27 protein-coding genes and 4 pseudogenes are annotated in these 23426 nt (G+C 68.8%); 15 read left to right on the top strand and 16 right to left on the bottom strand.

All coding sequences use genetic code 11. The annotated features are described in order from the left end of the window. The first annotated feature begins 1 nt into the window (after window position 1). Together ABKA17_RS35360 and ABKA17_RS35355 are read left to right on the top strand one after the other, a co-directional pair. Window positions 2-481: an SRPBCC family protein gene (locus ABKA17_RS35360; RefSeq protein ID WP_353696435.1), complete on the top strand. Its 480-nt coding sequence runs from the start codon at window positions 2-4 to the stop codon at window positions 479-481. Window positions 482-501: 20 nt separating this feature from the next. Beyond that, entirely contained in the window at window positions 502-834 is a 333-nt protein-coding gene (locus tag ABKA17_RS35355) for a TcmI family type II polyketide cyclase (protein ID WP_353696434.1), read from the top strand. Between the two features lie 68 nt (window positions 835-902). On the opposite strand, the gene ABKA17_RS35350 is transcribed toward ABKA17_RS35355, so the two are convergent. Next, entirely contained in the window at window positions 903-1967 is a 1065-nt protein-coding gene (locus tag ABKA17_RS35350) for a methyltransferase (RefSeq protein ID WP_502994471.1), read from the bottom strand. 52 nt (window positions 1968-2019) lie between these two features. Continuing rightward, window positions 2020-3081, bottom strand: a complete 1062-nt coding sequence (locus tag ABKA17_RS35345; RefSeq protein WP_353696433.1) for a right-handed parallel beta-helix repeat-containing protein — start codon at window positions 3079-3081, stop codon at window positions 2020-2022. A 213-nt stretch (window positions 3082-3294) separates the two neighbouring features. Here ABKA17_RS35345 and ABKA17_RS35340 point away from each other — a divergent pair, with 213 nt between their 5' ends. Further along, window positions 3295-3456 carry a hypothetical protein gene (locus tag ABKA17_RS35340; RefSeq protein ID WP_353696432.1) on the top strand — a complete coding sequence of 54 codons (162 nt, stop codon included), beginning with the start codon at window positions 3295-3297 and terminating at the stop codon, window positions 3454-3456. Window positions 3457-3465: 9 nt separating this feature from the next. Here the strand turns inward: ABKA17_RS35340 and ABKA17_RS35335 are convergent, their stop codons facing one another. Both ABKA17_RS35335 and ABKA17_RS35330 read right to left on the bottom strand, forming a co-directional pair. Then, window positions 3466-3963, bottom strand: coding sequence for a pyridoxamine 5'-phosphate oxidase family protein (locus ABKA17_RS35335; protein WP_353696431.1), 498 nt, complete (start codon window positions 3961-3963; stop codon window positions 3466-3468). Window positions 3964-4061: 98 nt separating this feature from the next. Then, window positions 4062-4430 carry a bleomycin resistance protein gene (locus ABKA17_RS35330; RefSeq protein ID WP_353696430.1) on the bottom strand — a complete coding sequence of 123 codons (369 nt, stop codon included), beginning with the start codon at window positions 4428-4430 and terminating at the stop codon, window positions 4062-4064. Between the two features lie 278 nt (window positions 4431-4708). On the opposite strand from ABKA17_RS35330, the gene ABKA17_RS35325 reads away from it, so the two are divergent. Both ABKA17_RS35325 and ABKA17_RS35320 read left to right on the top strand, forming a co-directional pair. Then, a complete protein-coding gene (locus ABKA17_RS35325) occupies window positions 4709-5512 on the top strand; it encodes a DUF3592 domain-containing protein (RefSeq protein WP_353696429.1) in 804 nt (267 codons plus the stop codon). Window positions 5513-5691: 179 nt separating this feature from the next. After that, window positions 5692-6072, top strand: coding sequence for a hypothetical protein (locus ABKA17_RS35320; RefSeq protein ID WP_353696428.1), 381 nt, complete (start codon window positions 5692-5694; stop codon window positions 6070-6072). On the opposite strand, the pseudogene ABKA17_RS35315 reads toward ABKA17_RS35320, so the two are convergent. Continuing rightward, window positions 6069-6429 (bottom strand): annotated as a pseudogene (locus tag ABKA17_RS35315) (IS701 family transposase); the annotation flags it as partial. The gene ABKA17_RS35320 and the pseudogene ABKA17_RS35315 overlap by 4 nt on opposite strands. On the opposite strand from ABKA17_RS35315, the pseudogene ABKA17_RS35310 reads away from it, so the two are divergent. The 6 genes and pseudogenes from ABKA17_RS35310 to ABKA17_RS35285 form a co-directional block, all read left to right on the top strand. After that, window positions 6416-6550 (top strand): annotated as a pseudogene (locus ABKA17_RS35310) (DinB family protein); the annotation flags it as partial. The pseudogenes ABKA17_RS35315 and ABKA17_RS35310 overlap by 14 nt on opposite strands. A gap of 140 nt (window positions 6551-6690) precedes the next feature. Next, window positions 6691-7248, top strand: a complete 558-nt coding sequence (locus ABKA17_RS35305) for a DsbA family protein (protein WP_353696427.1) — start codon at window positions 6691-6693, stop codon at window positions 7246-7248. 43 nt (window positions 7249-7291) lie between these two features. Further along, window positions 7292-7450, top strand: coding sequence for a hypothetical protein (locus ABKA17_RS35300; protein ID WP_353696426.1), 159 nt, complete (start codon window positions 7292-7294; stop codon window positions 7448-7450). Window positions 7451-7452: 2 nt separating this feature from the next. After that, window positions 7453-7806: pseudogene (locus ABKA17_RS35295) on the top strand (aquaporin); the annotation flags it as partial. Between the two features lie 23 nt (window positions 7807-7829). Then, a complete protein-coding gene (locus ABKA17_RS35290) occupies window positions 7830-7961 on the top strand; it encodes a hypothetical protein (protein ID WP_353696649.1) in 132 nt (43 codons plus the stop codon). Next, window positions 7962-8087 (top strand): annotated as a pseudogene (locus ABKA17_RS35285) (aquaporin); the annotation flags it as partial. 46 nt (window positions 8088-8133) lie between these two features. On the opposite strand, the gene ABKA17_RS35280 reads toward ABKA17_RS35285, so the two are convergent. From ABKA17_RS35280 to ABKA17_RS35270, 3 genes are all read right to left on the bottom strand, one after another. Then, the gene (locus tag ABKA17_RS35280; protein WP_353696425.1) at window positions 8134-9087 is read right to left on the bottom strand and encodes a helix-turn-helix domain-containing protein; all 954 of its coding nucleotides are present in this window, start codon (window positions 9085-9087) and stop codon (window positions 8134-8136) included. 78 nt (window positions 9088-9165) lie between these two features. Next, a complete protein-coding gene (locus ABKA17_RS35275; protein WP_353696424.1) occupies window positions 9166-10284 on the bottom strand; it encodes a fatty acid desaturase family protein in 1119 nt (372 codons plus the stop codon). Window positions 10285-10291: 7 nt separating this feature from the next. Further along, window positions 10292-11347, bottom strand: a complete 1056-nt coding sequence (locus ABKA17_RS35270; RefSeq protein WP_353696423.1) for a ferredoxin reductase — start codon at window positions 11345-11347, stop codon at window positions 10292-10294. A gap of 87 nt (window positions 11348-11434) precedes the next feature. Here ABKA17_RS35270 and ABKA17_RS35265 point away from each other — a divergent pair, with 87 nt between their 5' ends. Beyond that, a complete protein-coding gene (locus ABKA17_RS35265) occupies window positions 11435-12574 on the top strand; it encodes a PucR family transcriptional regulator (protein WP_353696422.1) in 1140 nt (379 codons plus the stop codon). Window positions 12575-12757: 183 nt separating this feature from the next. Then, a complete protein-coding gene (locus ABKA17_RS35260; RefSeq protein WP_353696421.1) occupies window positions 12758-13096 on the top strand; it encodes a thioredoxin family protein in 339 nt (112 codons plus the stop codon). 280 nt (window positions 13097-13376) lie between these two features. Here ABKA17_RS35260 and ABKA17_RS35255 read toward each other — a convergent pair whose 3' ends face one another. Together ABKA17_RS35255 and ABKA17_RS35250 are read right to left on the bottom strand one after the other, a co-directional pair. Continuing rightward, complete coding sequence (locus ABKA17_RS35255) at window positions 13377-13727, bottom strand: SDR family NAD(P)-dependent oxidoreductase (protein WP_353696420.1); 351 nt, start codon at window positions 13725-13727, stop codon at window positions 13377-13379. 127 nt (window positions 13728-13854) lie between these two features. After that, the gene (locus ABKA17_RS35250; RefSeq protein WP_353696419.1) at window positions 13855-14694 is read right to left on the bottom strand and encodes an alpha/beta fold hydrolase; all 840 of its coding nucleotides are present in this window, start codon (window positions 14692-14694) and stop codon (window positions 13855-13857) included. Between the two features lie 131 nt (window positions 14695-14825). Here ABKA17_RS35250 and ABKA17_RS35245 point away from each other — a divergent pair, with 131 nt between their 5' ends. Further along, window positions 14826-15437, top strand: a complete 612-nt coding sequence (locus ABKA17_RS35245) for a TetR/AcrR family transcriptional regulator (protein WP_353696418.1) — start codon at window positions 14826-14828, stop codon at window positions 15435-15437. Between the two features lie 217 nt (window positions 15438-15654). Here the strand turns inward: ABKA17_RS35245 and ABKA17_RS35240 are convergent, their stop codons facing one another. After that, window positions 15655-16305: a TetR family transcriptional regulator gene (locus ABKA17_RS35240; protein ID WP_353696417.1), complete on the bottom strand. Its 651-nt coding sequence runs from the start codon at window positions 16303-16305 to the stop codon at window positions 15655-15657. Between the two features lie 598 nt (window positions 16306-16903). Here ABKA17_RS35240 and ABKA17_RS35235 point away from each other — a divergent pair. Further along, on the top strand, window positions 16904-17776 hold the full coding sequence (locus ABKA17_RS35235) for an alpha/beta fold hydrolase (protein ID WP_353696416.1): 873 nt from the start codon (window positions 16904-16906) through the stop codon (window positions 17774-17776). A 204-nt stretch (window positions 17777-17980) separates the two neighbouring features. Here ABKA17_RS35235 and ABKA17_RS35230 read toward each other — a convergent pair whose 3' ends face one another. From ABKA17_RS35230 to ABKA17_RS35210, 5 genes are all read right to left on the bottom strand, one after another. Continuing rightward, window positions 17981-18574, bottom strand: coding sequence for a TetR/AcrR family transcriptional regulator (locus ABKA17_RS35230; RefSeq protein ID WP_353696415.1), 594 nt, complete (start codon window positions 18572-18574; stop codon window positions 17981-17983). A 180-nt stretch (window positions 18575-18754) separates the two neighbouring features. Continuing rightward, window positions 18755-19822, bottom strand: coding sequence for an alkene reductase (locus ABKA17_RS35225; RefSeq protein WP_353696414.1), 1068 nt, complete (start codon window positions 19820-19822; stop codon window positions 18755-18757). 546 nt (window positions 19823-20368) lie between these two features. Next, entirely contained in the window at window positions 20369-21199 is an 831-nt protein-coding gene (locus ABKA17_RS35220) for an enoyl-CoA hydratase/isomerase family protein (RefSeq protein ID WP_353696413.1), read from the bottom strand. A gap of 206 nt (window positions 21200-21405) precedes the next feature. Beyond that, complete coding sequence (locus ABKA17_RS35215) at window positions 21406-22104, bottom strand: SDR family oxidoreductase (protein ID WP_353696412.1); 699 nt, start codon at window positions 22102-22104, stop codon at window positions 21406-21408. Window positions 22105-22720: 616 nt separating this feature from the next. Beyond that, window positions 22721-23395 (bottom strand): TetR/AcrR family transcriptional regulator, encoded by a 675-nt coding sequence (locus tag ABKA17_RS35210; RefSeq protein ID WP_353696411.1) that lies wholly within the window; start codon window positions 23393-23395, stop codon window positions 22721-22723. Window positions 23396-23426 lie beyond the last annotated feature (31 nt).

Below are 23426 nucleotides of genomic sequence, written 5' to 3'. Positions count from 1 at the left end.
CATGGCCGGGCACACACAGAACGAGATCACCATCGTCGCGCCGCTCGACCTGGTCTGGGACATGACCAACGACGTCGCGAACTGGCCGCAGCTGTTCAGTGAGTACGCCTCCGCCGAGATCCTCTCCCAGGAGGGGAACAGGACCACCTTCCGGCTGACCATGCACCCCGACGACAACGGGAAGGTGTGGAGCTGGGTGTCGGAACGCGAACCGGACCGCGACGCGCTCACCGTGCGGGCCCGCCGAGTCGAGACCGGCCCCTTCGCCTACATGAACATCGTGTGGCAGTACGAGAAGGTGCTCGAGGGCACCCGGATGGTGTGGACCCAGGACTTCGCGATGAAGCCCGACGCACCGGTCGACGACGCCTGGATGACGAACAACATCAACCGCAACTCCAAGGTGCAGATGGCCCTGATCCGGGATCGGATCGAGCAGGCAGCCACCGAGCGCCGGCCCACGCCGGTGCTGTCCGACTGATCCGGACGGAGGACAGGACCATGCACCAGTCCCTGATCATCGCCCGTATGGCGCCCGAGTCGGCCGTCGACATCGCCAAGGTGTTCGAGGAGTCGGACAAGGGAGAACTGCCCCACCTCGTGGGAGTCGCCCGCCGCAGTCTCTTCCAGTTCGACGACGTCTATCTGCACCTCATCGAATCGGAGCGGGACCCCGGACCCGCCATTGCCAAAGTGGCCGGGCACCCTGAGTTCCGGGACATCAGCGAACGGCTGTCGGCGTACGTCACCGCGTACGATCCCGCGACCTGGCGCTCACCGAAGGACGCGATGGCGCGCTGCTTCTACCGCTGGGAGCGGGATGCCGCATCCTGACGCCCTGATGTGAACCGCCGGTTGTCCGGCACGCGTTGCGTGCCGGACAACCGGCGGTTGGGAGGACATCAGCCGGGGATGGTGCAGTCGAACGCGTGCAGATAGGGGTTGACCGGACTGACGTCGCCGATGACCAGGCCCGCCTCCGTCAGCCTGCCGACCATGCTGGCGGTCGTGTGTTTGGCGCCGCCCACATTCAGGAGCAGCAACAGATCCATGGCGGTGCTGAACCGCATCGAGGGAGTGTCGTCGACGAGGTTCTCGATGACCACGACCCGCGCTCCGGGACCTCCCGCCTGGATGACGTTGCGCAATGTGCGGCGCGTACTGTCGTCGTCCCACTCCAGGATGTTCTTGATGACGTACACATCGGCCTTGACCGGCACGGCCGTACGGCAGTCACCGGGCACGAGACGCATCCGGTCCGCGAGCGAGCCTCCCGCCCGCAACCGCGGATCGGCGTTCTCCACCACGCGCGGCAGGTCGAGCAGAGTCCCGTGCAGCGACGGGTACTTCTCCAGCAGGCTCGCCACCACATGCCCCTGACCACCCCCGATGTCGGCGACCGAGGTGGCCCCCGACAGATCCAGGAACTGCGCGACGTCCCGCGCGGACTGCACGCTGGAGGTCGTCATGGCACGGTTGAAGACGTCGGCTGATTCCGGGGCGTCCTCGTTGAGGTACGGGAAGAACTCCTTGCCGTACAGATCCTCCACGACGTTGCGGCCGGAGCGCACCGCTTCGTCCAGCCGTGGCCACGCGTCCCAGGTCCACGGCTCGGTGCACCACAGCGCGATGTCGCGCAGGCTGTGCGGGTCGTCCACGCGCAGCAGTCGGGACATGTCCGTGTGGGTGAACGTCCCGTCCGGCCGCTCGGCGAAGACGCCGTAGCAGGACAGGGCCCGCAACAACCGTCGTAGCGGCTTCGGTTCGGTCTGCACCGCGTCCGCGAGGTCCTCCGCGGACATCGGACTGTCACCGAGGGCGTCGGCGACCTTCAGCCGAGCGGCCGCGCGGAGGGCGGCAGCGCATGCCGCTCCGAATACGAGTTCCCTGAGCCGCATGGGCGGCGCCGGGGTGGCCGGCGCGGACGATGCGGCCGATGAGATCTGCGTGGTCTGTGCGGTCGTCATGAGCCGCCCTCCTTCTTGGAGTTCATGAGCTTTCCCACGGCCCTCAGGACCCTCAGCACAGTCCTGTGGGCCGGGACGCCCGGCAGGAGTTGCCCTGGAAGGTGTTGCCGGCGCCGGTGTCCGCGTTGACGAGGTCCGCCGGGGCGTTGCCCTTCAGTACGTTGCCGGTGATCCGGTTCCGCTCGTTGGCGGTGCCCACGAAGCTCTTGAACAGGACGATGCCGCCCGACATCGAGGAGTCGCCGATGTTGTCCGTGACGCGGTTCTTCGTCACCAGGGTGTCCTCGGCGCCGGTCAGCACGATGCCGGAGCCCTGGAGAGCGTCGAGCCGCGCGGTCTTCGGGCAGGACTTGTTGTTCCGCTCGATGCGGTTGTCGCGCACGGTCAGGGCGCCGGCCCTCGGTTTGTTCTCGTCGCCCACGACGAAGACGCCCGCGCAGTTGCCGGTGACGCGGTTGTCCGCGACGGTGAGGTTCCGCAGGCGCCGGACGGTGACACCGATCCGATTGCCTTCCAGGATGTTGCGTTCGACCACCGTTCCCTCGGTGTCCTCGGCGCCCTCCTCGGCTCTGACCGTGTTCGCGAGGAACAGGCCGGCGTCGCCGTTGCCCCGGGCGGTGTTCTTGCGGAACACGCTGCGGACCGAACGCTCTTGCGCGATCCCCCACACCCCGTTGTCCACCGCGTTCACGTTGCGCACGCTCAGCCCATCGGTCCCCACCGCGAACACTCCGGCCTTCGCGAAGCCCGTCACGGTCAGGGAGGCGATGGTGACGCCCTTGATGGTCTTGTCCTTCTTCCCGACCACGCAGATACCGTTGCCGCCCTCGCCACAGCTCTCGGCGGCCTTGGTCCTGGCCGGCTCCAGGACGGTGCTGTGGCCCGTGCCGCGCAGTGTGAGGCCAGGCGTGGTCACCTTGACGCTCTGGCGATACGTGCCGGGCGCCAGGAGAACGGTGTCTCCCGGCTCCGCGGCATCCACCACCTTCTGGATCGACTCCCCTGGGAAGACCACGTGAGTCATGTGGTCCGCGGCGACCGGCGGCCCGGCACCGAGCCCCACCCCGGTGAGCACTGCGGCACCTGCCAGGTAGGCGACATGAGTTTTCATCATATTCAGCACGTTATGACCAGAAGATCTACGAACGGCCCCGATAGACCATCCGGCGGCGTGTCACGGCGCCGGTGCCCGTTGCCGGGGTTTCGAGCGCCGAGTTCGCGGCGCGGCTGAATGGGTACGGTGAGGCTGGCCGTAGCGGCCCAACACCACCCCTCGCTCAAAGGAGTTGAGATGTGTCTGCGTAAGCAAGCGCTAGCCGTCATATTCGTGGCCACCGCGGCTTTCACTGCCCTCGGACCGCAGGCCATAGCCGTCCCCATGCCCTGGGAGACCAGCAAGGTGCCCGCGGCCGTCACCGGTCGCACCCCCACGGCGGCCGGCGGGAGCGGCACCGGCACCGTGCTGTGCGGCAATCCCTGCTACCAGTAGGCGTCGTACTCAGAGGCGTTCACGCTCGGCCCGCTGCCGGACCAGCTCCTCGACCGCGCTGGGCAGCGTCGTCTCGAAGTCGATGAGTTTCGTCCACGTCGGGGTCACCACGATCCGCACCATCCCGTCGTAGAGCGAGCGGACCTCGGCCTCCCACGCGACCCGTTGCTCGGGCGTCATCTTGTACGAGCCGTTGATCTGGAGGTACTCGTCCGGGATGCCGTCGACGACGTCCAGCTCGACCCGACCGCGGATCAGCAGGATCTTGGGCGGGTGGACCTCGGTGTCGATCGTCAGGGCCACCATCGGGTTCTCGCGCAGGGCTGGAAGCTTCGGAGCGTTTTTCGTGGTGCACATGACGATCTCGGAACCGTTCCAGGTGAACGCGATCGGGATGTTCCGGGGTGTGCCGTCCTTGGCCACGTACGCCAGCCGGAGCACGTCGCGTGCGAGCAGCTCTCGGCTGATCGGCCGGTTGAGGATCTCGGTGATCTCGGTCGCTTCCATTGCGGTCCCTCCAAGGTCGTCGTATCTGCCCCTGGGACGTAGCTGTCGGAGCAGTCTCGACATCCGCCGGCAAAGAAGTTTGCCGTTCTATGGGCGCTTCAGGTTGTCAGTGGTGACCCGACACGGTGTGCCGTGCCGTCGCCATCGACGTACGCGAACTCCCGCAGCCCGTAAGGCGTGTCGGTCGGCTCGGTGAAGCGGCCCTCGACGCCGGAGGCCTTCCACTGTGCGTGAAGGGCGTCAGCGTCACTGACGTAGAGGTAGACGACGGCTCCGGCGTGCTGAGGATCGTGCTCGGACTGCTCCGTGAGGTGGAGCGACACCGCGTCCCGCTCGACGAAGCCGTAACGCTCCGGACCCTCGTAGGCGTGCGCCGTGAAGCCCAGCCGACGGTATCGGTCCAGAGCCGCATCGAGATCTCGGACAGGGACAACGGGCGCGACCCTGGTGAAGGCAACTGGTGACATGGGGCAAGTCTCGCAGGCAGGTGGCGAGGCGGGCCGCGGAGATCCGCGCCGAGTGGACCCCTACCGTTCCGTGCCCGCTTCCGGCGGGAAGTACAGCTCTCCCAGCGGACGCGGGGCCGTGCCTGGTTGCGGTCCGCGACGTCGACACCGCAGGCCCCGGCATCACCCGATCGGTTCACTATCATGATCTCCCGGCGACCGCGCCGACCTGTATCACGGGAGGCGTCATGGAGACCGAGGACCCGTCAGTGCGTCGGCGTCGGGAGCGCGATCGGCAGGTGGGCAGTCCGACAGCCCTGCGGGTGGGCGTGATCTGGTTCGTCCTCGGCGCCGCGGGCGCCCTCGTTCTCGGCCTCCTTGTCGCTGTGTGGTTCGACGCGCTGCGCGCGATCTCCCTCAACGCACCGTCCGGCACCGATGTCTCCCGTTTCTCGGTCCCGCTCGCCATCGTCGGGCTGGTCGCAGGAAGCCTCCTGGCAGGCCTGGGACTGCCTGCGGGCGCCCGCCAACTCGACGGCTACCGGGCCGTACGGGGCGCCGGCGGATGGGCCCTGGCGATCGGCGTCTCCGGCTTCACCCTGGGCGTTGCTGTCGGGTCGCGGGGCTGGGCGGCAGCGGACCGCGTCGGCTGGGTGGTGACGGACTACGAGCCGCCGGAACCCTGGGGTTGGTGGCGGTGGCCCCTCTACTACGCCGACCTCTGGCTGCCGGGCCTCCTGGTCGTGCTCTCCCTGCTGCTGGTGTGGTCGGCCGTCCGGGGCCAGCGCCGGGCCGCCGCGAGCGCCGCCACCCGGGACCGCCTGCTCCTCGCGGGACTGCGGACCACCGGGACTATCGGCGAGCTGCGGATCCACTACTCCAGCGATGACTCCGGTGGGCGGCGCGCCGCGGGTGCCAGCGCCACGGTCACCTACGTCGACGCCGTCGGCACACGCCGCTGGGTGACGCGCAAGTACGCCGATGCGTCCGCACTCGTCCAGGGTGGCGTGGTGCAGGTGCTCCACGACCCTGCCCGACCGGACGACGACGACTCGGTGTTCGTGAGCTTCCTGCGGGAACCGGCCGCCCTCGACTGGGTCTGACGGGCCGCTCACCTCTGGCCTAGCCCGTCCGTGTGCGGCACCGCTCGCAGGCCCACGACGTGCACGAGGTGTTCTCTGGAAGGGACGTGTCCTGGACGGTAGTTGATCTGTCCGTCACAGGCCCGGTCTGGGATGCTGGAGGCCGGAATCGACGGGGGCAGACGGTGTATACGGAAGCGATGGCGCGAGCCGTTGTGGAACCGGCGGTGCTCGAGCTGGTACGGCAGTACCCCCGGGGCAGTTCGTTTTCCACGACGGCCACCTTCGGTGGAGACGACTTCACCATGTGCGCCCACGTACGGGCGCAGTGGGCGGCACCCGGGCAGGTGAGGATCGCGTTGGCCTGTTGGGTCGTCAACAAGGACACCGCGCGCTATGTCGGTGACACCCCACCTGCCGTGGAGGAGATGCGCCTGCCCCCGGAAGGCACAGCGGAGTGGGACGAGGATCTGACCAGCCGGGTGATCGGCCACCTCGCAGCCCGTATGAATGCAGTTGCCGGGGCCCTGCCGACCACGGACGAACACCTCACCATCACCGTGCCCCTCGTCCTGGCCTAGTACTCCAACGGTGGGCTGTGTGCGCTTGGCGCTGGCGTCGTCGCCGTCAGGTTGACCCATTTCGGCGAGGCTGAGGCGGATGAGCGGGGAGGATCCGGTTCTGCTTTGTCCGTGTCCAGCTCTCGGGTCCGCAGGACGGTCAGGCAGGCGTGGGCAGCGATGGCCTCGGCCATGTGGCGGTGCCAGCCGGGGTAGCGGCGGACCTGGTAGTCGTCCAGGCCGCACGCCTGCTTCGCGGTCTGGGGGCATTCCTCAACCCGCCCATCGGCTGCCCGCGATGCGGATCGGCTCGTCGAGCGTCGTGTCGGGTGGATGGCAGGCGATGTAGTAGGAGATCTCCGCTGTGGGCCTCGAGAGGTATCCCATGGAGGGCATCGCCCTGCACGTCAATAGGGAGCTGATCCATCACGGCGCCGGGATTTCCCTGCTGCGTGGCCTCTACCGCTGGCAGGACGGAACCACCCCGCGCCGAATCTGAATTTCGCGACGGTGTCAGTTTTTCACCATAGGGCGTCGTCTGTGGATCTGAGAAGTCCCACCTTCTGACCATAGCTTTGAGCGTGTCAGCCCGACCGAGACAGGTAGCCGGGTGACGGAATCCGGAAAGGACGACACGCGATGAGTTCCACGAAGCCCATTCGACTTACCTACGCCTTCGACGCCTTCGACGCCTTCGACGCCTACTGCGGCTGGTGCTACGGCTTCGGCCCGGCCCTGCACGAGTTCGCCGCCGTCAACGCGGACCGGATCGAGCTGCGGGTGCTGTCCGGCGGCCTGTTCACCGGTCGGCGCGCGCTGATGGACTCCGCCGACGCCGCCACCGGCCTGGTCGCGCTGCGCAGCCAGCCGGGCGCGAACGCCCTGGATGCCGCCGCCGCGATGCAGCGTGCCTGGTACGTCGACGGCCGCAGCCTCTCCGACGCCGCGGTCTACCGGGACATAGCCACCGAGCTGGGGCTGGACGCCGACGCGGTGGGAGCCGCGTACGTCTCGCCCGCCGCCCGCACCGAGGCGGAGGCCGACTTCCTCCAGGTGCGCCGGCTGGGCGTCGACGGCTACCCGACGCTGCTGCTGCACACCGCACACGGCACCGACCGCCAGGGCGGCCCGGTCTCCTCGGCCGACGCGCTCACCCGCGCCCTGGACCAGCACTTGGCCGCCGCCGCGGCCGCCTGAACCTAACCCCACGCGCGACAACCCCCTGAAAGGCGACACCACCATGTCGACCACCCTGAAATACACCGAGGTGTTGGCCAAGAGCGGCAACGACTCCGAGGCATTGAAGGCCGCGCTCCTCGAGCGCCACCCGGACCTGGGCCTGCTGGTGGCCCTGGAGCTGTGCACCAAGGTCGCCACCGGCGCGATGGCCTGGGGCTGACGATGCGTACCCCCGCGTGCGGCAGCACCGCCCGGGCCGCGGCCGTCGTGGAGTTCGCGCTCACCGGTGGTGTGCTGTTCGTCCTGGTCACCGCCGTGCGATGGGTGATGGCCTCGCCGCTCAGCCGGGCCCTGCCCGGGCCGCACCTCCAGCTCGGGGCCGTAGCCCTGATCGTCGGGACTGCAGTCGCGTGGGCGCTGTCCTCCCCGTGGGGCCGTCGGTCAGGTGGCCACCTGAACCCGGCTGTCACCCTCGCCCTGTGGCTGACCGGCGCGTTCCCCGGCCGCCGTGTCCTGCCGTACGTCGCCGCTCAACTCACGGGTTCCGTGCCAGGCACCGGCCTGGCCCGCTTCGTTGGGGCCCGGCAGTCGGCGAACGTATGGCGTACGCCGCGGTCCAGCCCGCCGTCGCCCTGTCGACCGCCGATCTGTTCACCGCCGAAGCCGCAGCGACCGCGGCGATCCTCGCTGTCGCCCTGCTGCTGATGTCCCGCCCCGCGTGGTCGCGCTGAATCCCGCTCGCGCTACCCGCCGCCACCGCCCTGGTCATCGTCACCCTCGGCACCCTCACCGGCGGATCCGCCAACCCGGCCCGCCAGTTCGGTCCCGCCGTCTGGGCCCACCAGTCCGTCTACTGGTCACATCTGTGGGTCTATCTCGTGGCACCCCTCGCAGGGGCAGCTGTCACCGCTCTGCTCGCCCGGAACCGGGCGCACCGCCCCGGCCGCTCGCCGAGGACCGGCCCCGCACCGTCGCACGGAAGGCGATCGGAGACTGGCCGGTGCGCTGCTGGAAGTACTTGCTGAAGTTGGTCGCGCTGGTGAAGCCGAGCTGCGCCGCGATCCGGGAGGCGGACTGGTCGCCGTGCGCCAGGAGGCGTTTGGCTTCGAGGATCACCCGCCGGTCGATGAACTCCTTCGCTCCCACCCCCGCGCCGGCCAGTGTGGCCCGGGAGAGGGTGCGGGGCGAGTAGCCCAGAGTGTGGGCGTAGTCCTCCAGGCGGCGCGTCCGGGTGAAACCGCGTTCGACGGCATCCCGGAAGTCCATGAACGTCTCCCCGGGTTCAGGAGCCCGGCTGCCGACCGGTGCGGTGCGCTGCGCAAGGCGCAGCACCAGAACCGCCAACAGGTGGCGCACCACCTGCACATGGGCTTCCAGCGCAATGCCGTGCAGTGACTGGGACTCAAGCGCCAGATGGGCCACGGCCATCTCCAACGCGTGACGACCCTCGGCGTCGGGAACGTGCAGCACCGGGGCGTGCGGATCGTCCACGCGCGCCGCGGCCACGGTGGCCGGATCCAGGAAGTCGCGCTCGAAGAGGATCAGAGAGCCGTCGGCCTCGTGCAGCTCACCCCACTGCTGCACCTGACCGGGCCGGACCCACAGCCAGGAGCCCGGCTTGAGGGCGTAGCCGGTGAAATCCACCGTGTGCCACAAGGAGCCGCTGGAAAGGGCGATCAGGTGGTGGAACGCCGGCCGCTGCGGTTCCCCCAGCCCTGCCTTGCCCATGCGGACGGCAGCCCGCTCCCGCAGCTGCGCCAGAGACATGATCTCGACGCCGGCCGGTGCGCCGACCGCGGGAGCGAAGCCGATGTCCACGATCTCGCGTGGGCCGTCGGGTCGTTTACTTACCGTCACCAATACAGTTTGAGGGCTGTCGGGACTGTACGGCCCGCGGCCGGTGCCACCGAGGTCTCGTTGGACGCCCGGTACGAATCAGGCCGCGACGAGCTCCTTCTCGCGGTCCGGCGTTTTGACGGTGGGCTTCTTGTTCGGCAGCGAGAGCCGGACGACCTTGCGCCACGCGGAGTACACCTGCTTGGGCAGCGGGCCGGTGACGTACTCCAGCTCGTACTTCTCGAACAGAGCGCGCACCTTTACCGCGACCTCGGCGTAGCGGTTGCTCGGCAGGTCCGGGAAGAGGTGGTGCTCGATCTGGTGGGAGAGGTTGCCGGTCATGAAGTGCATGGCCTTGCTGCCACTGATGTTCGCGGAGCCCATCATCTGGCGCAGGTACCACTGGCCGCGCGTCTCGCCCTTGATCGACCGGCGCTCGAAGACCTGTACGCCCTCGGGGAAGTGCCCGCACATGATCACCGAGTGGGACCAGAGGTTGCGGACCAGGTTCGCGGTGAACGTGGCGGCGAGCGTGGGGAGGAACGACGGGCCCGACAGCAGCGGGTGGATCACGTAGTCCTTGAGCACCTGCTTGCGGATCTTGCGGCCCACGGCCCTGGCCCGCGCGCGGAACTCCGGGTTCTTGCGGCGGCGCTTGTGCAGGTTCTTGCCGAGTTCCAGGTCGTAGGCTGCGATGCCGTACTCGAAGAAGCAGGCGTTGATGAAGTTCCACAGCGGCTGGCCGAGGTGGAAGGGGTGCCACTTCTGGTCCTCGTCGACGCGCATGATGCCGTAGCCGAGGTCGTTGTCCTTGCCGATCACGTTGGTGTACGTGTGGTGCAGCTCGTTGTGCGAGTGCTTCCACTGGTCGGCCGGCGAGACGTGGTCCCACTCCCAGGTGGTGGAGTGGATCTTCGGGTCCCGCATCCAGTCCCACTGGCCGTGCAGGATGTTGTGGCCGATCTCCATGTTGTCCATGATCTTCGCCACGGACAGACCGGCGGTGCCGATCACCCACGCGGGCGGGAAGATCGAGAACAGCAGTACAGCCCTGCTGGCAAGCTCGAGCTTGCGCTGCGCGCCGATGACCTTGCGGATGTAGGCGGCGTCCTTCTCACCACGGCTGGCGATCACCTCGTCGCGGATCGCGTCCAGCTCGCGGCCGAGCTCCTCGATCTGCTCCGCGGTCAGGTGGGCGGTGGGGTCGATGGCGGTCAAGGTGCTCCTACCGTTCGATGTCGCAGGGGCCCGCCGCGGCGGACACACAGGTCTGGATGAGGACGCCCGGCTCGGCCTCGGTGATCTCGCCGGTGCGCAGGTCGCGGACGGCGCCCGCCTTGAGCGGCGTGACGCAGCCGAAGCAGATGCCCATACGGCACCCGGACGGCATGAGCACTCCGGCCTCCTCGCCGACGTCCAGCAACGGCGTGGCGCCGTCCGCGTCGACGGTCTTGCCGGTGGTGCTGAAGGTGACCTCGCCACCGTCGCCGGCGGCGACGATGGTGGGGCGGAAGCGTTCGGTGTGCAGACGCTCCGGGACGCCGTGCTCGGCCCAGTGCTTCTCGGCGGCGTCGAGCAGGCCCGCGGGTCCGCAGGCCCAGGTCTCGCGCTCGGTCCAGTCGGGCACGAGTTCGTCGAGACGGGCGATGTCGAGCATGCCGTGCGTGTCGGTGTGCAGCTCGGTCAGACGCAGTTTCCTGTCCGCGACCAGGGCGTGCAGATCGTTGCGGAAGATGACGTCCTGCGGCTGTGGCGCGGAGTGGACCATGACGACGTCGTCGAACTCGGTGTCGCGCAGCATGCCCATCACGGGCGTGATGCCGCTGCCGGCTGTCAGGTAGAGCACCTTGGCGGGCTTGGCCTGCGGCAGTACGAAGTCACCGGTCGCCTGGTCGAGGTGGATCAGCGTGCCCGGTTTCGTCCTGCGGACGAGGTGGTTGCTGACCTTGCCGTCCGGGATCGCCTTCACGGTGATCGTGACGCGGCCGTCCGAGCGATTGGTCGGCGAGGTGAGGGAGTAGGCACGCCACAGGCGCACCCCGTCGACGTCGACCCCGATCCGCACGTACTGCCCGGCTGCGTGGCCGCGCCAGCCCCGTCCCGGTCTGATCACGATGGTCGCGGCGTCATCCGTCTCGGGGTGCACGGCCTCGATGCGCCCCCGGAGGTCGGCGCCCGCACGCAGGGGGCTGACCAGGTCGAGATAGTCGGACGGCAGCAGCGGCGTCGTGACCATCTCCAGCAGTTTCCACGCCCTGCTGCGGAGGGCAGTACTCGTCATGACTCCAGCTTGCTGTGCCTCAGGGCGTAAAGTCCTGACCGCAGGACGTGAATCTGGTCAGCTGAATTGTTCGCAGGGAACAAAAACATGAGTCATGCAATCCAGAGGGCCAGCGAATTGGCTCTGGATGAGACGACGGTCACCGCAGTGCGGGCCACGCTGAGGAGCACCGCCGACGAGGTCGTCCAGGCGATCATCGACGAGGTCCCCCCTTACGCGAACGCCCTTTCGGGCCGCATGGGCGGCACCATCCGCCGGGCCGTCCGCACCGCCCTGGGGCACTACCTGGACCTCGCGAGCGGGAACGCCACGGGCGGCGACGCCGGTGACGCGGCCTACGAGCTGGGGCGCGGCGAGGTCCGCGACGGCCGTTCGATGGATGCCCTGCTCAGCGCCTACCGCGTCGGCGCCCGCGTGGCCTGGCGATGCCTGGCAGCGGGCGCCGTACCCGCAGGCCTGCCCGCCGCCGAGGTCGCCAAGTTCGCCGAGCTGACCTTCGCCTACATCGACGAGCTCTCCGCCGCGAGCGCCGCGGGCCACGCCGACGAACTGGCCGCCCAGGGGCGGGCTCAGGAGCGCCACCTGGAACACCTGGCCCGCGACCTCCTCGCCGGCGCGAGCCCGGACGTGCTGCTGGCTTCTGCGCAACGGGCCGGGTGGCAGCCTCCGGGTTCCCTGACCGCGGTCCTGCTTCCCGCCGCCCAGGCCCGGCCCGCCTATCGCGTGCTCGACCCGAGCACCCTTGTCCTCGACGATCTGCCGGACGCCTCCGGCGTGCTCCTCGTCCCCGACGCCGATCGAGCCCGTCTCTCGCGGCAGCTGACCGGCCGCACCGCCGTGGTCGGCCCGGCCCGGCCATGGACCCGTGCGTCCGCCTCGTACGAACGAGCCGTACGCGCGCGCTCCCTCTCCTCCGACATCCGCGACACCGAGGACCACCTGCCCGAACTGGTGCTCAGCGCCGACGTGGAGGCGTTCGCGGACCTGCGTGCCCGCGCACTCGCACCGTTGCGGACCTTGCCTGAAGCGACCGCACGGCGGCTGGAGGAGACGTTGCGGGCGTGGCTGCTGCACCAGGGCCGGCGGGAGGAGGTGGCGGCGGCGTTGTTCGTCCATCCCCAGACCGTCCGGTACCGGATGTCGCAGCTGCGGGAGCTGTTCCCCGATCTCGCCTCACCGAACCGGGTGCTTGAACTGACGCTGGCGGTCGGTCTTCGGGCCGGCTGACACGTTCTTCGACCGTCCAGTCAGGGCAGCCCATTGGGGGCGCTCTGTCTCTGAGCAGCATGGCGGCGGAAACGGCTCGGCCTGCCCTCCGACAGGTCGGCCGGGCGACCGCCGGGTCATCCCTGGCGCACCGCACGAGGGATGATGGGGAGGGAATGACGGAACGCGAGGTCAGGAGCTTCCATGGTGAGGCGGGTTCACCGACCCCGTGAGGACGCGGAGTTCGATTTCATCCTCGGGATGAGCGCGGTTCCGGTCCTCGCGTACTTCATCGGGACCTGGCCCAAGGCAATCGAGCCCTGCCGGGTGATGGACCTCGTCGTGGGTGGCATCGCCGACGACTACACGGGCCGCCTGACGGTCGTCCGCACCGACATCACGCGCTGTCCGGCCGCAACCGAGCGATACGGGGTCACCGGAGCCCCGTCGTACGTCCTGCTGAAGGAGGGCGAGACGGTGGCGCACGGCACGGGGCCCATGGCCATCGCCGAGATACGGAAGTTCCTGGACGACCACGTCTGAGCGGCCGCTGCGGTACGCGGCCGTGACGGTCAGAGTGGGAGCCGCACTGTAGGAACCCGGCCCCGGCGCCCCGCTACATGCCCGGGACTGGGGCCGCGTCAGCCTTCGCGACGGGCGCGATACCGACACGCGGCCCTCTCAACCTGAGTACCGCGGATTCGCCCTCGGCGTCGGCGCTTTCGTGGGTCAGCCGGCCAGTTGCGCGGCGAACTGCGCCTCGATGGTCGGGTACAGCAGGGCCTGGTCGTCGTGCAGCGTGGACTTCACGGTGCGACTGATCTCATCGATGATGCCTCGACGCCTGCGTCATGGAGATGAGCCCGAAGTAGTTCACCTCGAGCTCGCTGCGCGCCACGTCGAGCGACGCGGAGAGGGCGTGGTTGCGGCTGGCGGTACCGGCGTTGTTCACGACGATCGCGACATCGCCGAACTCGGCGGCAGCCGCGGCGACGGCTGCCGGGTCCGTCACGTCCAGCGCGACGGGCGTGAGCCGAGGGTCCGTGATGGAGGCGACATCGCGGACGGCCGCGTACACCTTGGTTGCACCGCGGTCGAGGAGCTCGTCTGCGAATGCCTGGCCGACGCCACGGTTGGCACCGGTCACCAGAGCTACCGAACCTTCGATCTTCATGCCTGCGTCTTCTGATCAGGTGGTTCATTCGGGCGCGGGGGCACGCCAAGGTGAGGGGCGAGGCCCCGGGGAGTGCTGGTCAGGGCGGCCTCGAGAGCTCGACTGCCGCCCGTGCGCGTCGACTTGCTTACTCGTCGAGGAACTGAAGGGCGTGCTTCAGGAACCGCTCGGGGTACTGAAAGTGCGCTCCGTGCCCGGCGTCGGGGTAGATCAGCAGCTGGGCGTTGGGGATGTTCTGGGCGAGGTGCCAGGAGTTGATCGAGGCGATCATCACGTCGTTCTCGCCGTTGAGGACCAGCGTCGGCTGGGTGATCGCGTTGAGGTAGGCGTAGGGATTCTCGCCGGGCAGGGGTTCGGCGTAGGCGGCAACTGCTTCGAGCTGGGCCTGTGCGACTGCGAGCGAGCTCGGCGGGTCTTGGTCCACCCGCTGGTGGCGGCGCTCCCAGAAGGCCCGGCCCGCTTCGACGGCGGCTTCCGAGCGGCCGAAGAACAGGAAGAGGAAGTCTTCCACGGTGGGGACCGGATTCGTCGCCACCTCGGGCACCTTGGGGTCCATCGTCGGGTCCCCGCCCCGCAGGCCGGTGCCGACCAGGAGGAGCTTGCGCACCAACTCGGGGTGGCGCAGCGCGACTTCCTCCGCCTGCCAGCCGCCGATCGAGAAGCCGAGCAGATCGACCTGCTCCAGCCCCAGCGCCCGGATGACCGCGGCGATGTCGTCGGCCATGTCCTCCATCCGGTTGCGCGGGGTGCCGGATGACGAGGCGATGCCGCGCCCGTTGAACAGGATGACCTCACGGCTTTCGGCCAGACCGTTGGTGAGCAGGGGGTCCCAGTTGTCCATTCCCCCGCGGAGGTGCTGGACGAGGAAGATCGGGACGCCGGAGGGCTTGCCCCAGCGTCGGTAGGCGAACCGGTCGCCGTCGACCTCGATGAACTGGGTCGGTGCGGTCACATGCGTATCACTCATGGCCTGCGCCTTTCTGGAGGGAATGAGCAATAGAATGACGATCGTCATTCAAAAAGTCAACCTCTTAGATGTCGATCGACATCTATGTAAGCTTGGCCGTCGAGCGTCGACCGTAGGAGGGGCGGCTGCACATGCGGGTCACCAAGGCACAGGTAGAGCAGAACCGTGCGCACATCGTCGCGACGGCCGCCAGGCTGTTCCGAGAGCGCGGCTACGACGGTGTCGGCGTGGCGGAACTGATGGCAGCCGCCGGGTTCACCCATGGCGGGTTCTACAAGCACTTCCGCTCCAAGGCCGACCTGATGGCCGAGGCGTCCGCGAGCGGGCTCTCCCAGACCGCGACCCGGGCAGAAGGTCTGGGCCCCGCCGAGTTCGTCGAGAGCTACGTCTCCCGGGAGCATCGCGACGGGCGCGGTGACGGCTGCACCATCGCGGCTCTTGGTGGCGACGCCGCACGTCAGCCGGAGGACATCAAGACAGAGTTCGCGGCCGGGATCGAGAACCTGCTGACGGCCCTTCAGGCTTCAAGCGACGCACCGGGGGATGCGGACCCGCGCGCGGCCCGCGCCATGGTGTTCGACATGCTCGCGCGATCGGTCGGCGCGGTCATGTTGTCGCGGGCGTGCCCCGATGGTTCTCCGCTGGCGGACGAAATCCTCGAGGTCTGCCGCGAGGAAATCCTCGCCTCGCTGGCACACGACAGCGGCAGCGGCCGGCCCACGGCACGGATCCCGGAAGCCTGACCGCAGCCGACCGAAGTGGGCCCGACTCTCCCGTTGGTTCCTCGTGGGGCCCGTATGGGCCGGCGGGAGGGCCCCGTCTCGGGGTGTCTTGTCCGTGGCGGACGCGGGGCGGGCCGGCGAGGCCTCGGCGGTCCGCCGAGCGACCGCCCGCGAGGTCAGGCGGGGTGGTCGGTATCTGGTGCAGGAACTGGCGGTGTGGGGTCAAGCGGTGTGCTGCTCAGGCGCAACGGGTGGCCTGCGGTGGCGGGGTGCGTTCTGCTGAGGTCAGTTCGGGGGTGGTGGCGTGGCCGTGCTCGATGCCCAGCAGTGCGAGAGCGTTGTGGATGCCCTGTTCGAGGAGTTCATCGGCGAGTTGCCGGTCGGCGAGGGCTCGGGAGAGCTGTAGCGTCCCGGCCATCATGGCGTAGGCGCTGAGTGTCTTGGTGCGGACCGAGGACGGATCCTCGGGCGCCAGGCGGGAGGCGATGCTGTCGGCGACGACCAGCACCCCGTCGGTGTACGCCTGCCTGGTCGGGTCTGCGCAGCGCCGGATCTCGTCGAGCAGGGCGGCGGAGGGGCAGCCGTCGTCGGAGCTGTCGCGATGCTGGGCGGACAGGTACCACCGCACGATCTGCTCAAGCCCGGCGCGGCCGGGGGCGGCGTGCTCGACGATGTCCGCGTTCTGCGCCCGCAGCTGGTCGGCAACCGTGGTGGCCACCAGCTCCTCCTTCGATGTGAAGTGGGTGTAGAAGGCTCCGTTGGTGAGTCCGGCATCCGACATCAGTGCGGAGATGCCCGAGGCGTCGATGCCGTCCCGCTTGAACCGGCGGCCGGCCGTCTTGATGATCCGCTGCCTGGTGGCCTGCTTGTGCTCTTTCCTGTATCGCACCGCACACTCCTCTACGCGCCGGGTGGGCCACTCGCCCTCCAGAGGTTCCTCCAATGTATTGTATTGTGAACGTAATTCAATAATCCCGGATCCCGGTGCACTCAGGGCCGGGGCGGGTCTGGGCTGTCGCGGATGCCGTGTCAGATCGGCGTACCTCCAGCCGTGTTGACCCCGGGACCTGGTCGCGGCGGCCCGGTAGCTGTCCGGCATGGCGAGGAACGGTGAGCGGCGGCCGCCCGCTCGGCTCGGTGTGCCCGATCAGGCCGACGACGTAGTCCGCCGCGGGCGGTCCAGCCGTGCCCGTTCTGGCCGTGCGCTGCGGCGGCTGTCTCGATGCTCGGTGGAACTCGTGATTCCGCCCCTTGCGACTCGTTCGGCCTGTCCGCTTGCGCCCCAATGGAAGTACGGTCATACTTCAATAGTCGACAGGTTGTTCAGGGACCTGATCCAGGGGGTTTCCCACTTCCTGGGCCTTCACTGACCGCCGACTCCGGACTGCAGTCGCAGCCGGGAGATTTGGGAACCGCGCTGCGTCCACCTGCGAGGAAGCAGGGGTTTGCGCACAGTGGCGGTAACCCTCACATCGAAGGGCACGACCGTGAACGCACGCGAAACACGAAACGACGGCGACGTGGTGACGTCGTACAAGAACGCGCAGACCCGTACCGTCACCGCCGACGGAGTGACCTTCGCCTACCGCGACCTTGGCCCCCGGACCGGCACGCCGATCATCTTCATCACCCACCTCGCCGCGGTCCTGGACAACTGGGACCCCCGGGTCGTCGACGGCATCGCCGCCAAGCACCGGGTGATCACGTTCGACCTCAGGGGCGTGGGTGCCTCCACCGGCAAGACGCCGAAGACCATCGAGGAGATGGCCAGGGACTCCGTCACCTTCATCCGGGCGCTCGGGTTCGAGAAGGTGGACGTCCTCAGCTTCTCGATGGGCGCCATGATCGCCCAGGTGATCGCCCAGACCGAACCGCAGCTCATCCGCAGGCTGATCCTCGCGGGCACCGGTCCGGCCGGAGGTGAGGGCATCAAGAACGTCACCCGGATCTCCCACTACGACACCGTCCGGGCACTGCTCACCTTCCAGGACGTGAAGCAGTTCCTCTTCTTCACCCGCACCCCGAACGGGATTCGGGCCGGCAAGCAGTTCCTGGCCCGTCTGAAGGAGCGCACGCAGGACCGGGACAAGGCGATCCGCCTCACCTCCTACTTCTCCCAGCTCAAGGCCATCCACCGCTGGGGGCTGGCGCGGCCGCAGGATCTGTCCGTCATCAAGATCCCCGTGCTCGTCGCCAACGGTGACGACGACCGCATGGTGCCGACGTCGAACACGTACGACCTGGACCGGCGGCTGCCCAACTCCGAGCTGGTGATCTACCCCGACGGCGGCCACGGCGGCATCTTCCAGTACCACGAGCAGTTCGTGCCGACGGCGCTCGAGTTCTTCGGCCGGCCGTAGGGCCGCGGTGCGGTCTGCGTACGGGCCGAAGACGTTGGAACAGAGCCGTGACGCCCAGTGGCGTCACGGCTCTGTCACCTGTTCGACGTAGGAACTACGCTGCCGTCACGGGACGGGATTGCAGGCGCTTTCCGGGGTCCTCTCGCTCATTCTGACGGTGGGAGCGTGGGTGCGCGTACCGGTGTCCTGGCCCTTGCCAGGTGGTCACCCAGCCGACAGTGACTGGCACCGCGCCAAGGCGAGGGCGTTCTCGATTCCCTTCTCGAGGACCTCGTCGGAGAACTTCCGGTCGGAGATCGCCCGGGATAGCTGCAGCGTCCCCACCGCCATGGTGTAGAGCCCGATGGCCTGACCGCGAGCGGACTGCGGATCCGCCGGATTCAGGCGGGCGGCGAGCTCGTCCAGGATGGCCCTGGCGCCGTCGGTGTAGGCGTCCTTGGTCGCGTCACCGCAGCGGCCGATCTCGTCGAGCAGGGCCGCGGACGGGCAGCCGTCACCGGGGTTGTCCCGGTGCTCGGGCGACAGATACCAGCGAAGGAAATCCTCGAGTCCCTCGCGGCCGGGTCGCAGCGTGTCGTACTGCTCCACCTGCGTGCGCAGCTGATCGGCGACGACGTGGGCGACAAGGTCGTCCTTGGACTCGAAGTGGGCGTAGAAGGCCCCGTTGGTGAGTCCGGCGTCCGACATCAGCGTGGAGATGCCGGAGCCGTCGATGCCGTCCTGCTTGAACCGGTGGCCGGCGGTCTCGATGATCCGTTGCCGCGTCACCTGCTTGTGCTCCTTGGTGTAGCGCGCCACAGGGTTCCTCCCTCAATTCCGCCGGGCCGTTGCCTCGTGTCCCATCCTAATCTGTGGTCTGACGCATGTAATATTATGACCGAAATGTGATCTTGCGGCCGACCTGCCGACTGTGCATGGTGTACGCCGAAGCGCCCGAGGAAGGGGACTCCCTCGGGCGCCGGGCGCCGGGCGCTTGGGTCAGGCGGCGTGGGTGGGGTAGTCGGTGTAGCCGGCCGCGCCGCCGCCGTAGAAGGTGGCGGGGTCGGGGTCGTTCAGGGGCGCGCCTGCGCGTATGCGCTCGACCAGGTCGGGGTTGGCGAGGGCCATCGAGCCCACGGTGATGACGTCGGCGATGCCGTTCTCGATGTCCTTGGCGCGGGTGGGGATGTCGGTGCCGGCGCGGTTGAGGAGCAGTGTGTTGGGCCACAGCCTGCGGAGCGTGTGCAGGAGTTCCTCGTCGCCGCCGTGGGCGAGGTGCAGGTAGGCGAGGTCGAGGGGGGCGAGGGCGCGCACCAGGTGCGGGTAGAGCTCGTGGGTGTCGTCCTCCGCGAGGTCGCCGAGCTGGAAGGGGTTGCCGGGGGAGAGTCGGATGCCGGTGCGGCCGGCGCCGATCTCGTCGGCCACGGCGGTGGCGACCTCCACCGCGAAGCGGATGCGGTTGTCGAGGGAGCCGCCGTACTGGTCGGAGCGCTGGTTGGTGTTGGTGGCGAGGAACTGGTGCACCAGGTAGCCGTTGGCGCCGTGGATCTCGACGCCGTCGGCACCGGCCGCGATGGCGGCCGCGGCGGCCCGCCGGAAGTCGTCGACCGTCGCGGCGACCTCCTCGGTGGACAGGGCGCGCGGCTCCGGCATCTCCTGCATTCCGGTGCCGGTGAACATCTGGCCTGCCGGCTTGATCGCGGAGGGGGCCACCGGCTGCCGGTGATGGGGGGTGTTGTCGGGGTGGGAGATGCGCCCGACGTGCATGAGCTGGATGACGATGCGTCCGTCGGCCTTGTGTACGGCGTCGGTGACCTTCCGCCAGCCCTCGATGTGCTCGACCGTGTAGATCCCCGGCGTCACCGGGTAGCCCTGGCCGTCGGCGGAGGGCTGGGTCCCCTCGGTGATGATGAGGGCGTGCGAGGCGCGCTGGGCGTAGTACTCGGCGTTGAGGTCGGTCGGCACGCCGTCCGGGGTGGCCCGGCTGCGGGTCAGGGGGGACATCGCCAGACGGTGCGGCAGCGAGATCTTTCCGGCGACGGTCGGGGTCCACAGGCTGTTGAGCATGCGTGGTTCCTCAGGGTGTTGGCGGCGGACATCCGGGAGGTCGGCGTTGGGGGCTGTGAGCCCGATGAGGCGTCCACCGCGAGCATGAAGGGATTATATTACGCTCATAATACTGTACTGAGTGGTGAAGGGTGGACGGTGCAGGAAGGGGGCCGGGGCGCGCCAGGGGCCAGGGCTTCGTGGGCTTCGGGGGGCCGGATGGCGTCGGTGAGCAGGCCGAGCACGCGTAGTGCTTGGGCTGGAGCCCGTGTGCGGAAGAGGGGACGACTGGCCCCGTCGAACTTCGTGGTGCAGCGCGCCAGTTCGTTGAGCCGCCCGCCGGCTCCCGGTCGACGTGCACGGCACCACCCTGCGTGGTGGGGCATTGGGCGCCGCGTTCTCCGTGTTCCGACCCCGACGACTGCGGCGGCCCCCGGGCCGGGAGCCGCCGGCCGGGCTGGCGTTGAAGCGTGCCCGGCCACCGTGGTGACCCTGGGCCCAGGGCGTCGCTGCGCCTGTGGGTGCCCTGCGGGTGCTGGGCCCGTCGTGAGCACGGCCGGGGGCAACTCAGAGGGTTTCGTTGACCCGGCCGATGTACTCGCCCAGTTGGTACTCGACGTCGAGGCCCTTTTCGGCGGCCAGTGCGCCAAGTGCGGCTCCGCGCGCGGCGAATCCCGGTTGTGTCAGGGTGCCCGCGAACTCGCCGAAGGCGGCGACCAGGTGGGCGTCCGGCGGCAATGTCGCCCGGTTGACCTGGGACTTCGCGGTCGCCAGTGCCTGCCGGTCGAAGGAGGCGAGACGGGCGACCGTCGCGTCGACGAAGGCGTCGAGCTCTGCGTCGGGCAGGGTTCGGGTGACCCATCCCCAGCGCTCGGCCAGGTCGGCGTCGTAGTCGGCGCTGGTCAGGATCGCCTCCAGCGCGCGGTCGCGGCCGATGGAGCGTGGAAGCCGCTCGCCGCCACCTCCGCCGGGGACGATGCCGATGCCGACCTCGGGCTGGCCGAAGAACGCCTTCTCGCGGCTGGCGTAGCGCAGGTCGCAGGCGAGGGCCAGTTCGTTGCCGGCACCGCGGGTACGGCCCCGGATGGCCGCGATGCTGACGAACGGAGCCTTGCTCAGCCGCAGGACCATGTCGGTCCAGACCGGGTTGTCGTCCTCGTGTTCGGGCACCGGCACGCCGTCGGCCTGAGAGGCGTCGAAGTGGTTGATGAAGAAGTCGGGCAGTTCGCTGCTGAAGACTACGACCTGGATGTCAGGGTCGTTCTCGAGCTCCTGGACGATCTTGTGCAGCGCCACGATGGACTCGGGGGTCACGAGGTTCACGGGAGGATTCGAGAACGTGATCCTCGCGGTCCGCGGGTTCGTCCGCTCCAGGCGGATCGTGCTGGGCTGGCTCATGGCGTGGTTTCCATTTCGTAGAGGGCTTGAGCTTCGATTTGTGTGGTCGTGACCGCGTCCGACGAGCGCGGTGCTGCTGCGCCTGGTGGGGCGCGGGTGTCGCCGACTTGCCAGCCGGAACTGCATCGGCGCTGATGGCGAGCCGTCGCTCATTCCTCATCCACCGGCCAACCGCCAGGCACGTCCGCCAAGGGGGCGAGTGCCCCTCAGGGGAGCTGCGGGTAGAGCACGGCGACGCCCCCGGACAGTGCTGCCTGCGCCTGGCGGGCCGCGTTGTCGGCGAGGATCTCGTAGGCGCCGGCGGCGATGCCGTCCACGGCGATGCGCGCGATGTCGGCCGGGTCGGACTTCGCCGAGTCGACGGTACGGACCATGTCGGTGTCCATGTAGCCCACGTGCAGACCGGCCACGCGGATGCCCTGGTCGGCCAGTTGTACGCGCAGGGCGTTGGTGAGTGACCACTCCGCGGACTTGGCGGCGCAGTAGGCGCCTATCTCCGGGAAGCTGACCCAGGACAGGCCGGACAGGACGTTCAGGATCGCCCCGCCGCCGTTGGCCGCGATCTGCGGTGCGAAGGCGCGGGTCACCGTCAGGGTGCCGAGGTAGTGGGTGTTCATCTCCAGGCGGATGTCGTCCAGGTCGGCGGTGAGCAGGTCGGCGCCGGTCGAGGAGCCGGCGTTGTTGACCAGGATGGTCACGTCGCCGGTGACCGCGGCGGCGGCCGCGACCGAGGCGGGGTCGGTGATGTCGAGTGCGATCGGCTTGGCACCGGGGAGGTCGACCTGGTCGGGATTGCGGGCGCCGGCATAGACGGTGACGCCGCGGCTGAGGAGTTCGGCGGCGAGGGCTCGGCCGAAGCCCCGGTTCGCTCCGGTGACAAGGGCGGTGCTGGCGGAGAGGTCCATGAGGGTTCCCGGTGAAGTGGAGAGGGACGGCCAGAGCGCTGAGGACTGGCCTGATGTGACCCAGGTGATTGAATTACGATCGTAATAGTAAGCAGGCCGAGTCGCTGATCGCAACCGATCCACCTGGTGGACGAGGCTGCGCTGGGGTGTCTTGTCGGGCACCTTCAAGGAGCTGGTGGTTGCGGCGCGGTCAAGTACTTCGGCCTGAACGAGGCCGGCCCACAGGCCCGCGATCGGCCGGGTGTATGTCGTGCAACCGGCCTTCAACCTTTAGGTCGAGTGCACCTGTTCGGCCGGGGCGTTGAGCGGCTCTTCACGGTCCTCGACGAGCTGGGCGTCGGCTTCGTCGCCTACTCGCCTCGCGGTCGCGACTTCAATGCCGGCGCTGCTAGACCCGTCATCGAATACGACGACGACGCCACCGGCATGTGCAACGTCGACCCCCGCTGGCGGTCCGTGCCGCGTCGGGGCTTGATGCCGACTGTGCGGTGGGCGGGACGGCCGAGGGCCTCGCCGGTGGCTAAGGAGGCCCGCCCGACAAGGCAAGGGCGCCCTCAGTGGAAGCGTGAAGGCGCCCTGCCGTAACCGTCGGTTTCTGTGGGGGAGTAGCGGGGGGTCAGTGCTCCGCCCTGGTGAGGGTGCCTGCGATGAGGGTGGTGAGCATCTCCTGCAGGGTGGTGGTGAAGTCCATGCGCAGGGCGGCGAGAGAGGGATCGGCTTCGTAGGCGGCGCGCATGGCGGCGGAGGGCCGGGCGTGGGTCCATACCGCGCCGCTGACCATGATCGCCTGGGCGCAGAACTGGTCGGCGTGGACGCCGAGTTCGGGGAGGTGCCGGCGGGCGAGTGCGGCCAGAGCGGCGACGTTGTCGAGGGCTGCGCGTTTGTAGCGGGCGGCCACGTCCGGGGAGACGTTGTGCTCGAGGACGCCTGCCTGGGCGCTGAGCAGGTCGCACAGTACTCGGTGTTGCTCGAGGGAGTGTGCGACGACGGCGGCGAACTGCTCACCGCGTTGGATCGGCGGGGCGTCGTGCGTGACCGAGGCGTCGAGCTGGTCGGCGAGGGCGGCGTTCCACTGCTGCCAGTCACGGTCCAGTAGTTCCAGCAGGACGGCTTCGCGGGACTCGAAGTAGCGCAGCACGTTCGACTTCGCCAGGCCGACGCGTCGGCTCAGTTCGTTGAGGCTGAGCGCGGTCACGGACATCTCGTCGAGCATCGCTGCCGCGGTGTCGAGGATCGCCCGCCGCCGGATCTCGCGCTGCTCCTCGCTGCGCGCTCGCTGGAAGGTCGTCATCCCCCCATGTTACAGACTGCCGGTCTTTTGA

Origin of the sequence: Streptomyces sp. RG80 (assembly GCF_040446465.1) — a bacterium.
Classification (GTDB): domain Bacteria; phylum Actinomycetota; class Actinomycetes; order Streptomycetales; family Streptomycetaceae; genus Streptomyces.
Note: the sequence above shows the minus strand (reverse complement) of the source record. Positions and strands in the feature narration are given on the sequence as shown.

Excerpts from the sequence above, each read along its gene's own strand:
- ABKA17_RS35360 (WP_353696435.1), top strand. The coding sequence starts at position 2 with ATGGCCGGGCACACACAGAACGAGATCACCATCGTCGCGCCGCTCGAC.
- ABKA17_RS35355 (WP_353696434.1), top strand. The coding sequence starts at position 502 with ATGCACCAGTCCCTGATCATCGCCCGTATGGCGCCCGAGTCGGCCGTC.
- ABKA17_RS35350 (WP_502994471.1), bottom strand. The coding sequence starts at position 1,967 with ATGACGACCGCACAGACCACGCAGATCTCATCGGCCGCATCGTCCGCG.
- ABKA17_RS35345 (WP_353696433.1), bottom strand. The coding sequence starts at position 3,081 with ATGATGAAAACTCATGTCGCCTACCTGGCAGGTGCCGCAGTGCTCACC.
- ABKA17_RS35335 (WP_353696431.1), bottom strand. The coding sequence starts at position 3,963 with ATGGAAGCGACCGAGATCACCGAGATCCTCAACCGGCCGATCAGCCGA.
- ABKA17_RS35330 (WP_353696430.1), bottom strand. The coding sequence starts at position 4,430 with ATGTCACCAGTTGCCTTCACCAGGGTCGCGCCCGTTGTCCCTGTCCGA.
- ABKA17_RS35320 (WP_353696428.1), top strand. The coding sequence starts at position 5,692 with ATGGCGCGAGCCGTTGTGGAACCGGCGGTGCTCGAGCTGGTACGGCAG.
- ABKA17_RS35305 (WP_353696427.1), top strand. The coding sequence starts at position 6,691 with ATGAGTTCCACGAAGCCCATTCGACTTACCTACGCCTTCGACGCCTTC.
- ABKA17_RS35300 (WP_353696426.1), top strand. The coding sequence starts at position 7,292 with ATGTCGACCACCCTGAAATACACCGAGGTGTTGGCCAAGAGCGGCAAC.
- ABKA17_RS35290 (WP_353696649.1), top strand. The coding sequence starts at position 7,830 with ATGGCGTACGCCGCGGTCCAGCCCGCCGTCGCCCTGTCGACCGCCGAT.
- ABKA17_RS35270 (WP_353696423.1), bottom strand. The coding sequence starts at position 11,347 with ATGACGAGTACTGCCCTCCGCAGCAGGGCGTGGAAACTGCTGGAGATG.
- ABKA17_RS35265 (WP_353696422.1), top strand. The coding sequence starts at position 11,435 with ATGAGTCATGCAATCCAGAGGGCCAGCGAATTGGCTCTGGATGAGACG.
- ABKA17_RS35260 (WP_353696421.1), top strand. The coding sequence starts at position 12,758 with ATGGTGAGGCGGGTTCACCGACCCCGTGAGGACGCGGAGTTCGATTTC.
- ABKA17_RS35255 (WP_353696420.1), bottom strand. The coding sequence starts at position 13,727 with ATGAAGATCGAAGGTTCGGTAGCTCTGGTGACCGGTGCCAACCGTGGC.
- ABKA17_RS35250 (WP_353696419.1), bottom strand. The coding sequence starts at position 14,694 with ATGAGTGATACGCATGTGACCGCACCGACCCAGTTCATCGAGGTCGAC.
- ABKA17_RS35245 (WP_353696418.1), top strand. The coding sequence starts at position 14,826 with ATGCGGGTCACCAAGGCACAGGTAGAGCAGAACCGTGCGCACATCGTC.
- ABKA17_RS35225 (WP_353696414.1), bottom strand. The coding sequence starts at position 19,822 with ATGCTCAACAGCCTGTGGACCCCGACCGTCGCCGGAAAGATCTCGCTG.
- ABKA17_RS35220 (WP_353696413.1), bottom strand. The coding sequence starts at position 21,199 with ATGAGCCAGCCCAGCACGATCCGCCTGGAGCGGACGAACCCGCGGACC.
- ABKA17_RS35215 (WP_353696412.1), bottom strand. The coding sequence starts at position 22,104 with ATGGACCTCTCCGCCAGCACCGCCCTTGTCACCGGAGCGAACCGGGGC.
- ABKA17_RS35210 (WP_353696411.1), bottom strand. The coding sequence starts at position 23,395 with ATGACGACCTTCCAGCGAGCGCGCAGCGAGGAGCAGCGCGAGATCCGG.